The organism is Megasphaera stantonii, from assembly GCF_003367905.1.
Taxonomy (GTDB): Bacteria; Bacillota; Negativicutes; order Veillonellales; family Megasphaeraceae; genus Megasphaera; species Megasphaera stantonii.
The window spans coordinates 1778890-1791719 of sequence record NZ_CP029462.1 but is presented as its reverse complement, the minus strand read 5'-3'; the positions used below and the strand labels follow the sequence as shown (position 1 = coordinate 1791719).

The 12830-nt window shown below is 54.9% G+C and carries 17 protein-coding genes; 7 read left to right on the top strand and 10 right to left on the bottom strand.

All coding sequences use genetic code 11. The features are described from left to right. Positions 1–40: 40 nt before the first annotated feature. Both DKB62_RS08360 and DKB62_RS12600 read left to right on the top strand, forming a co-directional pair. Entirely contained in the window at positions 41–1177 is a 1137-nt protein-coding gene (locus DKB62_RS08360; RefSeq protein WP_232818732.1) for a M20/M25/M40 family metallo-hydrolase, read from the top strand. A gap of 91 nt (positions 1178–1268) precedes the next feature. Further along, entirely contained in the window at positions 1269–1718 is a 450-nt protein-coding gene (locus tag DKB62_RS12600; protein WP_157949649.1) for a hypothetical protein, read from the top strand. A gap of 57 nt (positions 1719–1775) precedes the next feature. Here the strand turns inward: DKB62_RS12600 and DKB62_RS08355 are convergent, their stop codons facing one another. Then, on the bottom strand, positions 1776–3245 hold the full coding sequence (locus DKB62_RS08355) for an aminotransferase-like domain-containing protein (RefSeq protein WP_107195414.1): 1470 nt from the start codon (positions 3243–3245) through the stop codon (positions 1776–1778). A gap of 169 nt (positions 3246–3414) precedes the next feature. On the opposite strand from DKB62_RS08355, the gene DKB62_RS08350 reads away from it, so the two are divergent. Both DKB62_RS08350 and DKB62_RS08345 read left to right on the top strand, forming a co-directional pair. Next, positions 3415–4032, top strand: a complete 618-nt coding sequence (locus DKB62_RS08350; RefSeq protein ID WP_107195415.1) for a LysE/ArgO family amino acid transporter — start codon at positions 3415–3417, stop codon at positions 4030–4032. Between the two features lie 83 nt (positions 4033–4115). After that, positions 4116–5201 carry a metallophosphoesterase gene (locus DKB62_RS08345; RefSeq protein ID WP_107195416.1) on the top strand — a complete coding sequence of 362 codons (1086 nt, stop codon included), beginning with the start codon at positions 4116–4118 and terminating at the stop codon, positions 5199–5201. 53 nt (positions 5202–5254) lie between these two features. On the opposite strand, the gene DKB62_RS08340 is transcribed toward DKB62_RS08345, so the two are convergent. The 5 genes from DKB62_RS08340 to DKB62_RS08320 form a co-directional block, all read right to left on the bottom strand. Beyond that, entirely contained in the window at positions 5255–6454 is a 1200-nt protein-coding gene (locus DKB62_RS08340) for an aminotransferase-like domain-containing protein (protein ID WP_107195417.1), read from the bottom strand. Between the two features lie 151 nt (positions 6455–6605). After that, entirely contained in the window at positions 6606–7385 is a 780-nt protein-coding gene (locus tag DKB62_RS08335; protein WP_107195418.1) for a sulfite exporter TauE/SafE family protein, read from the bottom strand. Then, positions 7382–7918: a GNAT family N-acetyltransferase gene (locus DKB62_RS08330; RefSeq protein WP_157949650.1), complete on the bottom strand. Its 537-nt coding sequence runs from the start codon at positions 7916–7918 to the stop codon at positions 7382–7384. The genes DKB62_RS08335 and DKB62_RS08330 overlap by 4 nt, the downstream gene beginning before the upstream one ends. Before the next feature lie 13 nt (positions 7919–7931). Next, positions 7932–8804 (bottom strand): NAD(P)-dependent oxidoreductase, encoded by an 873-nt coding sequence (locus tag DKB62_RS08325; protein WP_232818733.1) that lies wholly within the window; start codon positions 8802–8804, stop codon positions 7932–7934. 184 nt (positions 8805–8988) lie between these two features. Continuing rightward, positions 8989–9390 (bottom strand): pyridoxamine 5'-phosphate oxidase family protein, encoded by a 402-nt coding sequence (locus DKB62_RS08320; protein WP_095629330.1) that lies wholly within the window; start codon positions 9388–9390, stop codon positions 8989–8991. A gap of 147 nt (positions 9391–9537) precedes the next feature. Between DKB62_RS08320 and DKB62_RS08315 the strand changes: the two genes are divergently transcribed. Continuing rightward, positions 9538–9864 carry a winged helix-turn-helix transcriptional regulator gene (locus tag DKB62_RS08315; RefSeq protein ID WP_087477956.1) on the top strand — a complete coding sequence of 109 codons (327 nt, stop codon included), beginning with the start codon at positions 9538–9540 and terminating at the stop codon, positions 9862–9864. A gap of 43 nt (positions 9865–9907) precedes the next feature. Here the strand turns inward: DKB62_RS08315 and DKB62_RS08310 are convergent, their stop codons facing one another. Further along, entirely contained in the window at positions 9908–10261 is a 354-nt protein-coding gene (locus tag DKB62_RS08310) for a winged helix-turn-helix transcriptional regulator (protein ID WP_087477955.1), read from the bottom strand. Positions 10262–10364: 103 nt separating this feature from the next. Here DKB62_RS08310 and DKB62_RS08305 point away from each other — a divergent pair, with 103 nt between their 5' ends. Then, entirely contained in the window at positions 10365–10922 is a 558-nt protein-coding gene (locus DKB62_RS08305) for a flavodoxin family protein (protein ID WP_107195421.1), read from the top strand. Positions 10923–10965: 43 nt separating this feature from the next. On the opposite strand, the gene DKB62_RS08300 is transcribed toward DKB62_RS08305, so the two are convergent. Next, positions 10966–11478, bottom strand: coding sequence for a GNAT family N-acetyltransferase (locus DKB62_RS08300; protein ID WP_107195422.1), 513 nt, complete (start codon positions 11476–11478; stop codon positions 10966–10968). A 17-nt stretch (positions 11479–11495) separates the two neighbouring features. Beyond that, positions 11496–11942 carry a MarR family winged helix-turn-helix transcriptional regulator gene (locus DKB62_RS08295; RefSeq protein WP_107195423.1) on the bottom strand — a complete coding sequence of 149 codons (447 nt, stop codon included), beginning with the start codon at positions 11940–11942 and terminating at the stop codon, positions 11496–11498. 166 nt (positions 11943–12108) lie between these two features. Here DKB62_RS08295 and DKB62_RS12695 point away from each other — a divergent pair, with 166 nt between their 5' ends. Beyond that, positions 12109–12258: a hypothetical protein gene (locus tag DKB62_RS12695; protein WP_198643445.1), complete on the top strand. Its 150-nt coding sequence runs from the start codon at positions 12109–12111 to the stop codon at positions 12256–12258. Between the two features lie 213 nt (positions 12259–12471). Here DKB62_RS12695 and DKB62_RS08285 read toward each other — a convergent pair whose 3' ends face one another. Then, positions 12472–12684: a hypothetical protein gene (locus DKB62_RS08285; protein ID WP_087477951.1), complete on the bottom strand. Its 213-nt coding sequence runs from the start codon at positions 12682–12684 to the stop codon at positions 12472–12474. Positions 12685–12830 lie beyond the last annotated feature (146 nt).

Here is a 12830-nt window from a genome sequence, read left to right as displayed (position 1 = left end):
ACATGGGACAGCCCATCGGCATTGCAAGGAGATGAAAGTCATGCATTCCTCTATAGTAGAACAACTCAATACCTATATCCGCAGCCGCCAGTCTCAATTCACAGAATTGCTGCGCCAGATTATCACCATTCCCTCGCCGACGGGACAGGAGGGCAAAAAAGCCGCCTGGGTGCTGAAATATCTGCACGACCTAGGCCAAGGGCGGGCCTGCATCGACGAGGCGGGAAACGTCCTCTGCCCCTGCCAAATCGAGGGGCGGACAGCCTTTCCGCTGTACAGCGCCCATATGGACACCGTATTCAAAGGCCCTGTGGATCTAACGCCCCGCATAGACGGCCATATCCTCGCTGCACCGTCGTGCGGCGACAACAGCGTCGGCGTGGCAGGGCTGCTGTTTCTCCTCACCATGCTGCGCGATTTGAATCTCACCCTGCCGCAGGGAGCCCTCTTTGCCTTCAACGTCGGCGAAGAAGGCATGGGCAATCTCAAGGGCATGCGCCGCATCATGGAGGACTGGAAGGGGCGCATTACAGAGGCCCTCGCCGTCGACTGCACCTTCGACGACGTCGTCGCCATTCCTGTCGGGTCGCGCCGCTACCGCGTCTCCATCGAAGCCCAGGGCGGCCACAGCTGGATGCACTTCGGACACACCAGCGCCATCGCTGCCGCCGCGTCTATTATTTCCAAACTCTACAGCCTGCCTGTCCCAGCTGCTCCGAAGACGACGTATAACGTCGGCACCATCTGCGGCGGCACGACGATTAACTCCATCGCCGCCAGCGCCGAATTCACTGTCGACCTGCGCTCTGAATCACACGACGAATTGGAAAAACTGGACAAGGCCTTTCTGGGTCTCGTCGCCGACGTCCGTCGGGACGGCCTGACCCTTACGACGACCCTTCTCGGCGAACGGCCCTGCAGCAGCGGCGCAGATATCTCGGCTCAATGCCGGCGCATCGCCGCCATCCGCAGCAAGTACGGCCTCGGCACGCCCTTTATTTCCGGCAGTACCGACGCCAACATCCCCCTCAGCCTGGGCATCCCGGCCCTGTCCTTCGGCGTCTGCCGCAGCCACGACGAACACACGACCCACGAATGGCTGGAACTCGATACGATAGAAACGGGGCTGCAAATCTTGGCAGAATATATGTTGACGGATTCAACTGCATCCATATAAAGTATCGTTTAACGAACTTGGCGGTACGCATATCTGTCTGTTATATTATAAAGAAATAAAGTAATCAAAAGGAGGGGATGGAGGTAACATCATGAGAAAGCATACTGTCATTCTGATTAGCCTGTTATTCATGCTGCTGTTTTCATGTACACATGCAGGTGCAATTGACTTAGCGCAAGGTCAGTACCTAAAAATATCTGAAGATACGGTGACGGAAGTATATGTAAATATCCACTCTCCTTCAATTATAAAATGCTCTCCACCGTATTATACAATTCAAGGAGAAACAATCCTGCATAACAAAAAACATAATACTATAGTTGTGTATCCAACGATATATACTTATGACTACGCCAGACAAAAAATATTTTTTGAATGTAATAAAATCTCAACATATTCTAACGGTGATTTGTCGGAAACATTTACCAATCAACGTATATCGGGTTCTCTTATCCCTAATACTGTAGCTTCAGCTATTGCTAATTTGTATTTTTTAATTTGTTGTCAAATGCCATTTTATAAAACCTCCTCTCCCTCATAAAAATACGCCTCTCCGCACAAATTAAAATTACTTGTGCAGAAAGGCGTTTATATTTTTCTATTCTATTTCTCTCTCAATAATATCAGCCAGCTTCAGGGCCGCATCCCTGAATTCTTCCGGCGTCGTATAGGAATACGACAGGCGCAGGGAGTTATTGCGGCGGAAGTCGTAGATGTCGCCGGGGTTGATGAGGATGCCCTCCTTGGCGGCGGCCCGGAAGATGAATTCCATGTGAATCGTCTCCTTTAAGGTCAGCCAGATGTAGAAGCCCCCGTCGGGGACCTGCCACGAGGCGATGCTGCGGAAGCGCTTGTTCAGCACGTCGAGGGCCGCGTCGCGGCGGCGGCGCAGTTCGTTCCGCAAAAAGACGTTGTACTCGTCGTACATGCCGCTTTCGAGAAATTCGGCCATGACCATCTGCGACAGGGAGCTCGCGCCGTAATCGACCTGCATCTTCACGTCGCCTAATCGCTGGACGACGGGCTCCGGGCCGACGAGCCAGCCGATGCGCAGGCCCGGGGCCAGGGATTTCGAAGCGCTGCCCAGGTAGATGACCGTGCCGATCTTGTCGATGGCTTTCAGCGGCGGCGGGGCGGCGTCAAAGGACAGATCCTGATAGGCGCCGTCTTCGATAATCGGCAGGCGGCGGTTGGCGCAGAATTTCAAGAGGGCATAGCGGCGGTCTGCCGTCATCGTGCGTCCCGTCGGATTGTGATTCGTCGGGATGGTGTACAGCACGGCGTCGGTTTTCGCCGACGACAGGGGCACGATGTTCTGCAGCGACGCCATGCTGATGCCCTGGGCGTCCATGGCCACGCCGGTCAGGCGCAGCCCTGCCGACTGAAAGACGCGGAGGGAATTCAAATACGTCGGCCGCTCTGTATACACGACGGAGCCGCCTTCGAGGAGGCTGGCCGAGATGAGCTGCAGGGCTTGCAAGGCTCCCGACGTGATGAGGATAGACGACGGCGGGGCGATGATGCCGATTTTTTCCAGATGGCGAGACACGGCTTTGCGCAGGCGCTCCAGCCCCAGCGGCTCCGGATAGCCCAGGGACTCTATCGATGATGCGACGCGCGACAATGCCTCCTTCATCATGTCGGCCGGAAAGAGGCGCGGGTCGAGTTCGCCCGTGCCGAGGCGCACCATCTGCGGAGAAAATTCCAACCGGTTAATCTCCTGCACGACGGTCTTATTGGCCTGGAAATAGCCTGCCGACACGTAGCTGCCCCAGTCGGCCTGATGGGGCAGCAGCACCGACCAGGTGTTGCTGGCAATAACCGTGCCGTTGCCCCTGTTGCCCTTGATCAAGCCGTACGAATTCAGCATGTCCAGGGCTTTCCCGATGGTGCCGCGGTTGACGCCGAACAGGCGGGCCAGCTCCCGGTGGGACGGCAGACGCGTGCCGATAGGCCATTCTCCCGTCTCTACCTTCTGGCAGACGAAGCGGACGATTTGGGCATAGACGGCGTCGGGGCCGGATTTGTCTGGCTTCCAGTCGATCTGTACTGGCTGGATACGATACATGATGTCCTCCTTTTGGCTCACTTCAATTTTGCCGGTTTGGCTCATTGAAAGGCGAAGCCGGTTTGATATACTAATAGCAGATACGATAACGATGCTGTTATTATACACTATAACCGCTGCGAAATACTATATGCCGCCGCTGATTCGGCCGGTTTAAGGAGGAATATGTATGCAGTTCTTTTTACAAGGGCTGACCATGGGCTTGGCCTATGTAGCTCCCATCGGCATGCAAAATCTGTTCGTCATCAACGCCGCCCTCACGTCGTCGCGCCGCCGGGCCCTGCTCACAGCTCTCATCGTCTTATTCTTCGACGCTACCCTGTCGATTTCGTGTTTTTACGGCGTCGGCGCCCTCATGGACCGCTACGAATGGCTCCAGGCCCTCATCCTCTGCATCGGCAGCCTCATCGTCATGTCCATCGGCGTCAACCTCATCCGCTCCCGCCAGGACGAAATCGCTCAGTCGGGCCAGCGCATGCCTCTTGGCAAGACGATTTCCAAGGCCTGCGTCGTCACCTGGTTTAACCCGCAGGCTATCCTGGACGGCACGATGATGCTCGGTGCCTTCCACGTCACCTTGTCCATGAGCCAGGCCACGCCCTTTATGGCCGGCGTCGTATCAGCGTCCTTTCTCTGGTTTTTCGGCCTGACCTTTTTCATTTCCCTGTACAGCCATAAATTCAACACTAAGGCCCTGCGAATCGTCAACGTCGTCTGCGGCGCCGTCATCGCCTTCTACGGGGCCAAGCTGTTCTGGAACTTCTTGCAGCTCATGGGCTGGGTATAAGCCCTTGGAGCGGACACGGCGTTGAAAGAAACGGCGGAAAAGGGTATTATAAGGGCGATGCCATCAGACAGGAGGATCGTCTTATGTTCAACCGCACCGCCTTTTTCTGGAAAATCGGCGTTCTATCACTCGTCGGCAGCGTCGCCGCCTGGCCCATGTACTGCGCGTCTGTGCCCTGGCTGGACACGCTGCCGGCATTTCTCCTATTCTGTATCGCGCCCTTTTTCTTTTCCTTAGCCCACAACGCCATTCACGCCGTGCCGCTCTGGCTGGCCAAGTTCTTCGCCTGGGCCGGCGGCTACTGGCTTATCTTTACGATCTATTCCTTTATGGGCGCCGTCGTGTATGGCCTGGCCTGGCTGCTCTGCGCCGCCGCTGGCTTTGACTGGCAGGCCGTCGGCCCCCGCTTGTCGGCGTACATACGGGCCTGCATCCTCATGATACTCATCGTCGGCTCGTACCGGGCTCTCGTGCCGGTATACCGCCATATTTTCGTCGAAACCGACAAAGTGGAAGCCGACACGACGATCGCTTTCTTGTCAGACACCCATTTCAGCCCCTTGCTGAGCCATTGGTTCGTCAAGAACATGGTGCGCCGCATCCAGTCGGTCCATGCCGACGCCATTCTATTCGGCGGCGACCTCATCGACGCCCATTTGGACTTCGTCCGCCGCGACGGAAGCTATACGTACATAAACGGCCTGCACGCACCCTTAGGCGTCTACGCCGTCTACGGCAATCACGACTACTTCGACAGCGACGTCGGCGAGCTGGCCCGCCTGCTGCCGGCTGTCCGCTTTCTCGCTGACGAGCAAAGCCCTATAGGCCGGAACATCGTCCTGACGGGCATGAGCGACTATATCCACTATCCAAACCACGCCATGCCCGCCGTCGATGCCTTGGCCTTCAACATCGCCGTCGACCACGAGCCGCTGCGCATGGCGCCGGCAGCCCGGCAAGGGTACGACCTGTACCTGGCCGGCCATACCCACGGCGGCCAGTTCTTCCCGGAAAACGTCGTCACCCGCCGCATGTACACTTTGTGCTACGGCGTGCGCCGCTTCGGCCGGCTCCTGGCCGTCGTCACCAGCGGCTACGGCTTCTGGGGCACGCCCTTCCGCACCGGTCCCCGGCCGGAAATCGTCGTCCTTCACATACACCGCACGTAACGCACATACCCCCTGCTTCGGCACGCCGCCGAGACAGGGGGTATTATCATGTCCTATTTCATTTTAGACGCGATGAGCCGTCCCAATCGCTCCATGCCGATGCGGATTTTTTCCGGCGGCACGTTGCCGAAGCTGATGCGCATGCAGTTGCGCCCCTTGCCGCCTCCTTCGACGAAAAATCCTTCGCCGGCGATGAAGGCCACCTTATAGGCCGCCGCTTCCTGGAGCAGCTCCGTCGTATTGATGTCGCCGGGCAGCTCGACCCAGGTAAACAGGCCGCCGTCGGGGAAGACGCGCTTCGTCCCTTTCGGCAGGTAAGTGTCGATGCTGTCGATCATGACGTCGCGCCGCTCCCGGTAAATCGCCCGGATTTTCTTCAAGTGCTCGTCGAAGTAGCCCCGCTTGAAGAACTCGGCGCACAGTACCTGGGCCAGGGCCGACGTATGGGAGTTCGTCGCCGTCTTAGCGTCGAGGAGCCTCTCCATAATCGGCGGAGCCGCCACGACGTAGCCCAGGCGCGACCCTGGCGAGAAAATCTTGGAAAAGCTGTTGGCCAGGACCGTATGGCCCGTCTTATCGAATACCTTGATCGGCGGCAGCTCTTCGCCGCTGTAGCGCAGGTCCCGGTACGGGTCGTCTTCCAGGATGAGCACGTCGTACTGGCTGCCCAGCTCGGCCAGCCGCTGCCGCCGCTCCCTCGTCAGCGTCTTGCCCGTCGGGTTGTGGAAGGTCGGAATGACGTAGACCATCTTGGGATGGTATTCCTTCATCTTCCGCTCTGCGTCGTCGGGCACGATGCCGTCTTCGTCCGTTTCCACGGCGACGCAGTGGGCCTGAAACATTTCAAAAATCTCGATGCAGTGGACAAAGGACGGCGATTCGACGAGGATGACGTCGCCCGGACCGATGACGACCTGACAGAGAAGGTTCATCGCTTCCAAGCCGCCGTTGACGATCATGATGTCGTCCGCTTCGGCATGGACGCCCTTCGGTTCCAGGAGGATACGGGCCACGACGTCGCGCAAATCCTTCAAGCCGATGGGATTGTTGTACTGCAGCGCTTCCAGACCGCGCTTGTCCCTCGTCAGCACGTCGTTTGCAATTTCCCGCACGATATCGACGGGCAGGGCCTCCATGGCCGGCGCGCCGCCGCCGAAGGAAATTATCTCCGGATCGGTCATGGCGCTGAATAAATGGCGCACAATCCTCGCCGAGCCTTCCATCGTTTCCATCCGCTTTGCCAATCGTACCATATGAACCACTCTCCTTCACCGTCCGACGCCGTTTTAATTTCCACAACGCCGCATATTTCTTTATAAACTTAACATACTACAGGGTTTGTCCCTTGTAAAGTTAATTTATTCAGATAGGTGATGAAAATTCGTCATATGATACGGAGCAGGACTACAGCAAATAGGCCTGGCCGTATTCCAGCAGCAGCTTGCCGAGCAAGGCGATGGTCACAGCCATCATGACGAAGCGGATAAACGGCGCGCCGCGCCGTATGGCCGTGCGGGAGCCGAAATAGGCGCCGATCATCAGTCCGGCTGCCAGAACGACGGCGTATTCGTACAGGATTTGGTCCCATATGATGAACAGCAGCAAGGACGTGCAGTTCGTCCCGACGGCCAATATCTTGGCGTTGCCGGCGGCGACGACGAAATCAAAGCCTACCATGGCAAAGACGATGACCATAAAGGTCCCCGCGCCGGGACCGGCAAAGCCGTCGTAGGCACCGATAGCAAAGGACGCCGCCAGTATCTTGGCGGAAAATACCTTCGCCGATTCCGACGCGCTGTTCCTCCCGATATCGCGTTTGAAAAACACGACGGCCGCCGTCGCCGCCAGCACGGCGAGAAGCAGGGGCCGCAGCACGTCTTCGGGAAGATAGATCATGAAGGCGCTGCCGGCAGCCGAACCGGCCAGGGCCAGGGGAATCATGCGCCAAGCCAAGGACAGCTTCGTCTTGCCGGCCCGGATAAATTGTACGGAGCTGACGATATTGCCGCAGGCCGCGGCCAATTTATTCGTACCAATCGCCAGGTTGGGCGGCAGCCCCATTGCAAGCAGCATGGGCAGGGATACGAGGCCTCCGCCGCCGGCAATGGAATCGATGAAGCCGACAAATATGCCGCCGACGCCGCACAGCAGCAAGGACAGGGCCGTACCGCCTATCTCTATCATGTCCTGCCGACCGCCTTTTCATAAAAGACCAGCTCCAGCGGAATCAGGCCGTTCAGCTTGGCCGGCGACGACCCGGCCAGACGGTATCCCAAAGCCTCGTACAAGCTGCGGGCCGGCCTATTATGCATCCACGTATCGAGGCGCACGACGGCACAGCCCGTGCGGACAGCCCAATCTTCGGCATATTGCACCATGGCCCGTCCATACCCACGGCGAGCCACTCTCGGCGAGATGCACAGCGTATGGAGAACCAATACCTGTTCCGGCAGCGCGCCGTACTGCCAGCCAGCAGCGGCGTATTCCGGCGCCTGTACATGGTTGAGTATCATCGCCGCGCCGACGGCTCCGCCGTCTTCCAATACAAACAGCGTTCCCTGGACGGCCGCCCCTTCCGCAACGGCAGCCGTCGGATACACGCCTGCCTGCCAGCCCGTCGCCGTGCCATGCGCTTCCTCATACTGCAGCAGGGCGTCGTACACCGCCGCAACAGCCGGCACGTCGGCCGCAGTTCCCTTTCGTATCGTATAGGTCACAGCCAATCCCCCTTTATTTCTGATAATACTTGATTAAGCCCTGTGTTCCCAGCTCGCCGTTCGCCCCGTCTTCCGCCGCCAAGGCTTCATAATTCGCCAGGACCTGACTCAGCATATCCAGATGAAGTCCCTCCCCTTCGGCTTCGCTCTTTGCCAGAGTCATATCCTTGATGAAATGCTTGATGTAAAATCCCGGACGATAGTCGCCGCAGACGATTTTTCCGCCGAAGGCGTTGAGCTGGGCGCTGCCGGCAGCTCCCGTCGCGACGGAGCGCAGGAACACGTCCAGGTCGAGTCCCTTGGCCTTCGCATAAGCCAAGGCCTCGCACACACCCGACAAGGCGCCGGCAATCATAATCTGATTGGCCATCTTGGCGTGCTGCCCGCTGCCGGCTTTTCCCTGATAATTGATGTTCGTTCCCATAGCTTCAAACAAGGGCCGGCAAGACTTGAAATCATCTTCGTCGCCGCCGGCTAAGATAGACAAGGTACCGTTGATGGCACCTGTATCGCCGCCGGTGACAGGCGCGTCGAGGACAGGAAAGCCTCGTTTCTTCCCTTCAACGTATATCCTTTCGGCCAGGGTCGGGCTCGTCGTCGTCATGTCGATGAGATACGTCCCCGATGCGGCGCTATCAAAAATATTACCTGCGCCGAAATAGACTTCCTCTACGTCCTTGGGAAAGCCGACCATCGTAATGACGGCGTCGCAGCCCTGCACGCACTGGCCGATAGTCGGGCAGAATACAGCCCCTTCGGCGACGAGATCCGCCGCCTTTGCTTCCATCCGGGCAAACACCCTCAAGGAAAATCCCCGCTTCATCAAGTTCCGGGCCATGGGCTTGCCCATAATCCCTACGCCAATAAATCCTATCGTCTTCATCATCTATCCCTCCTGAGTATAAAGATAGTTCTATTATACCCTATTTGGAGAGTTCTATTGTATAACTGCACCCATTTTCCCAGACAAAACCGGCCCGAAGGAAGGACAGAATCTCCTGCTGCGAGCCGGTTATATTATAACAAAGTATTATATTTTATAAGACATAGATACCTCATGCCGCCATCTCTTACAGAGAATATTCCTGAGGCGGATTGCCGGAAAAATCGGCGATGACTGCACGGGCTTCGGCTAAATAAAAGACTTCGAAAATCGGATTGGACGCGTCGCCGTACTGGCCCTTGACGATGGGATTTGCCATGCACATGTCCTTCGCCGCCATGTTGTTTTCAAAGACAGCCTTGCCGCTCAGGCGAATCCAAGCATACGACGGGCTGGAAACGGACAGCTCCACATAGGGGTTGACCTGCATATCCTTGTACACGTCCTTTGTGCTGTTCGTGCAGAACCACAGCTTTCCGTCCATCTCGCCGGCAAACATAAAGGGACGGCATTTCGCCTTACCGTCGCGGCCAATAGTCGCTAAATACTGTACGGGGTTTTCCTGTAAAAACGCAATGACTTTCTTCATCGTAAAAGACCTCCTGCCTATGCACATCTTAAAAATTGCAACTTTCCGCTTGCAAGATTATAATAATTCCATAGAGATATATTGTAAAGTAAGCACTTTTTTGTGCTGTAGTTACCTAATAGAAACTATGGAATAGGAGGCCTTTTTATGGAACCGATAAAACAACTGCCAGCCTGCCCTGTCGAAACGACGCTTATGCTGATCGGCGACAAATGGAAAGTTCTCATCCTTCGTGACCTCTTGCCCGGAACCAAGCGTTTCGGCGAACTAAAAAAATCCATTGGCTCCGTGTCACAAAAAGTCTTGACAGCTCAGCTCCGCGACATGGAAGCAAAAGGTCTGGTCAGCCGAAAAGTATATGCAGAGGTACCGCCTCGCGTCGAATACAGCCTGACCGATTTAGGTCGAAGCCTGAGCCCTATTTTAAAAGCGATGGCTGAATGGGGCGAATACTACAAAACACTGCATCGCTAAGACCAAAGCTGCCATACGCCGCGCAGCGCATCTGACCGGCCCGTTACACGTCTGCCTTTTCCGTCTTGGGTTTATGAGCGTCTCCCCAAATGCAAAGCTGATCTAAAATATTCATTAGCGACAGGCCTGTATTCGACAGGCGATATTCAACTTTCGGCGGTATCTGGGGGTATTCTGTACGAATGATAAGGCCGTCCTTTTCGAGTTCCTTCAATGCATTGCTCAGTGTTTTATGAGAAATTGTCTTGATATATCGTTTTAATTCATTGTATCGGACAACATGGAATTCCATGAGGCAATATAAGATTACCATTTTATATTTGCCGCTGATCAACGACAACGTATAGCTGAACCCCGTATCTTCAAAATTAGCTTTTTCTATATAATTTACAATCATATACGCTCTCCTTTTAGTTAGTATCTAACATATTTGTGCGTACTTCATTCTATCTATATATATTGCTATAATTATACCATACAAATAAAGGAGGCGTTTTATAATGCAAAAAAAAATCTGTATATTAAATGGAAGCCCTCGCGCAAACGGCAATACGAAAGAACTCATTAAGCACTTTACAGACGGCGCCAAAGAAGCTGGCTGTGACGTCGTCTGTTTTGATTTGCAAACCATGAATATCCACGGCTGTCTAGGCTGCTGCCGAGGCGGTACAGACACAGCCAATCCCTGTATACAGCAAGATGACATGTCCAAGATTTATCCTGCATATATCGCAGCCGACATCCTTGTCCTCGCTTCACCCATGTATTACTGGGGATTCAGCGGCCAGCTAAAATGTGCTTTTGACCGCCTGTTTGCCGTCGCCGAATTAAATCCGAACTATGCCAATCCTATAAAGGATTGCATTCTCCTTATGGCAGCCGAAGGCGATACAGAAGATAATTTTGCTCCCGTCAAAGCAGCTTATGAAGGCCTGCTCCATCATTTAGGCTGGAATAATCTCGGCATCGTCTACGCTGGCGGCAATATGGCTGCCGGTGACATCATCGACAAGCCGGCACAACTCCAAGAAGCAAGAGAATTAGGAAAATCCCTGTAATAGTATAAACGGGCTGCCCCTAGGCAGCCCGTTTGCATATTTCCTATATTGTCGTCGGCAACACCTTTTGAAAAGCAATCTTCGTGCTGTTCGCAAACCAAATCGTCCCACAGTATGTAAATCCCATCGCAGCAATAATGCCCCGCATAATCGCGTTGTCTTCATCTGTATCCACGCGGACGGAATATACGCCCTTGGCCGCTGCCATCGCTTCGGCTTCAGCAAAAAGACGCTTTGCCAATCCTTTCCCTTTATAGGCGTCGCTGACGGCCATACGGTGAATGACGACGTACGGCCCGTCGGCCAGCCATTGACCTTTTAAGCCCTCATAAGCTGGTTCGCCGCCGAAATCAATGCAGCAATAGGCGATCATATCGTCGCCGTCGGTCAGGACATAGCCCTTTTCCGCAGCAATATCGCCGGCAATATCCTGTTCTTCCGGATAGCCGTCCTGCCACTGGTCGACGCCCTTGTTCTTCAAAAAGGCCTTAGCCTGATCTATTAAGGCCATGCTCCCCTGTATATCTTCTGTCGTTGCCATGCGAAATGTAATCATTCCATCCGTCTTCCTTCTTATCGTTTCATCCGGTTCCACTCGTCGGCGGCGTTCCGGCTCATGACGGCGGCCAGCCGCAGAGCCGCCGCCTTGTCTTCATCGCTCAGTCCGGCCAGACAGGCCGCGGCCTGCCGGTTTTCTTCGGCAATAAACGCATCGTATATAGCCAGTCCCTTTTCCGCAGGGTATACGTTCCATGCCCGGCCATCCCGGCTGTCGCGCCGTTTTTCCACATAGCCGGCGGCGGCCAGCTTATCGACGGCCTTGGTCGTCGTCGCCTTGTCGACGGCACACTGCTGCGTCAAGTCGGTCAGCGTCAAGCCCGGCGTTTCGCAGATGCGGGTAAAGAAAACAAATTGCCCCCGCTGAAACCCGTAGGCTTTGAATTTCTCATCCATAATCGAATGGATGCACCGGCTCAGCGTCCCAATATAGCGCAGCAAGTCGCACTCCAGCGCTTCCATCGGCAAGCCTCCTTTTTGTTTTTTTAATTGAAATTTCAACTAAATGCAGTATAGTATACTCCGGCCCGTTTGTCAATACGGAGATGCTGCCCCTTCGTGTTCCTTGCCGCCATAGCCTGTACCGAAACTCCGCTCCCTGCCCCTGCTTAAGGCCGGCGACACCTTTGTGTTAGAACGAAACGACGAACTCGGCGATTTCTGGCACATGCTGGACGGCAAATTCTGTTCCGAAGCGTGGGACTGCGTCAGCCGCTGCGCCTGCGCAGCCTTGCAGGGCGGCTCTATCATACGCGGCAGGTTAATAACGAGAAGATAAGAATTACCTGATGCAGCGACAAAACGCGGCCGGTTATCTTCAAAAGCGAACGCATCGACATAGACGACTAAGAAAGAACCCCGGCGGACAGCAGGCATAAGGCCGGCAGCCGCCGGGGGTTCCGAAAAAGGAGACGCCCCCGCACGAGGCGAGGGCGCGAAAGAGAGTATAGAAAGATTTATGTGATAAAAATGGTATGGACAAGCAGCATAATTAGTTAAAGCAGTACTGGCAAAAGACGCCGGTCAAATCAAACTGACGGCTTTCCATCTGGCGAACCGGTTCTCCGTCGCGCACAGGCTGCGCTCCGATAGAAGCGGCTAAATCTTCGCCGCGGCAGTAAATGCCTTCGCCGTTTGCTTCTCCGCTGAACGGCAGCGGTACCATGACATTGATCATCTGGTCAAAAGAAAATCGCTTCATCATAGCATCCCTCCCTGCAGGCATCACCGTTTCATCTCGCCTGCTGACCATACTATAAATCAAATCGGGCTCTTAGTCAATGCTTTTTTGGAATTATTTTTGCTAATTATTAATTCTTTTGTAGAATATTTATCGGTATCTTTTATCTA

Coding starts and splice junctions, on each gene's coding strand:
- DKB62_RS08300 (WP_107195422.1), bottom strand. CDS start 11,478: ATGATTACATTTCGCATGGCAACGACAGAAGATATACAGGGGAGCATG.
- DKB62_RS08355 (WP_107195414.1), bottom strand. CDS start 3,245: ATGTATCGTATCCAGCCAGTACAGATCGACTGGAAGCCAGACAAATCC.
- DKB62_RS08305 (WP_107195421.1), top strand. CDS start 10,365: ATGCAAAAAAAAATCTGTATATTAAATGGAAGCCCTCGCGCAAACGGC.
- DKB62_RS08325 (WP_232818733.1), bottom strand. CDS start 8,804: ATGATGAAGACGATAGGATTTATTGGCGTAGGGATTATGGGCAAGCCC.
- DKB62_RS08340 (WP_107195417.1), bottom strand. CDS start 6,454: ATGGTACGATTGGCAAAGCGGATGGAAACGATGGAAGGCTCGGCGAGG.
- DKB62_RS08320 (WP_095629330.1), bottom strand. CDS start 9,390: ATGAAGAAAGTCATTGCGTTTTTACAGGAAAACCCCGTACAGTATTTA.
- DKB62_RS08315 (WP_087477956.1), top strand. CDS start 9,538: ATGGAACCGATAAAACAACTGCCAGCCTGCCCTGTCGAAACGACGCTT.
- DKB62_RS08360 (WP_232818732.1), top strand. CDS start 41: ATGCATTCCTCTATAGTAGAACAACTCAATACCTATATCCGCAGCCGC.
- DKB62_RS08310 (WP_087477955.1), bottom strand. CDS start 10,261: ATGATTGTAAATTATATAGAAAAAGCTAATTTTGAAGATACGGGGTTC.
- DKB62_RS08335 (WP_107195418.1), bottom strand. CDS start 7,385: ATGATAGAGATAGGCGGTACGGCCCTGTCCTTGCTGCTGTGCGGCGTC.
- DKB62_RS08345 (WP_107195416.1), top strand. CDS start 4,116: ATGTTCAACCGCACCGCCTTTTTCTGGAAAATCGGCGTTCTATCACTC.
- DKB62_RS08295 (WP_107195423.1), bottom strand. CDS start 11,942: ATGGAAGCGCTGGAGTGCGACTTGCTGCGCTATATTGGGACGCTGAGC.
- DKB62_RS12600 (WP_157949649.1), top strand. CDS start 1,269: ATGAGAAAGCATACTGTCATTCTGATTAGCCTGTTATTCATGCTGCTG.
- DKB62_RS08285 (WP_087477951.1), bottom strand. CDS start 12,684: ATGATGAAGCGATTTTCTTTTGACCAGATGATCAATGTCATGGTACCG.
- DKB62_RS08350 (WP_107195415.1), top strand. CDS start 3,415: ATGCAGTTCTTTTTACAAGGGCTGACCATGGGCTTGGCCTATGTAGCT.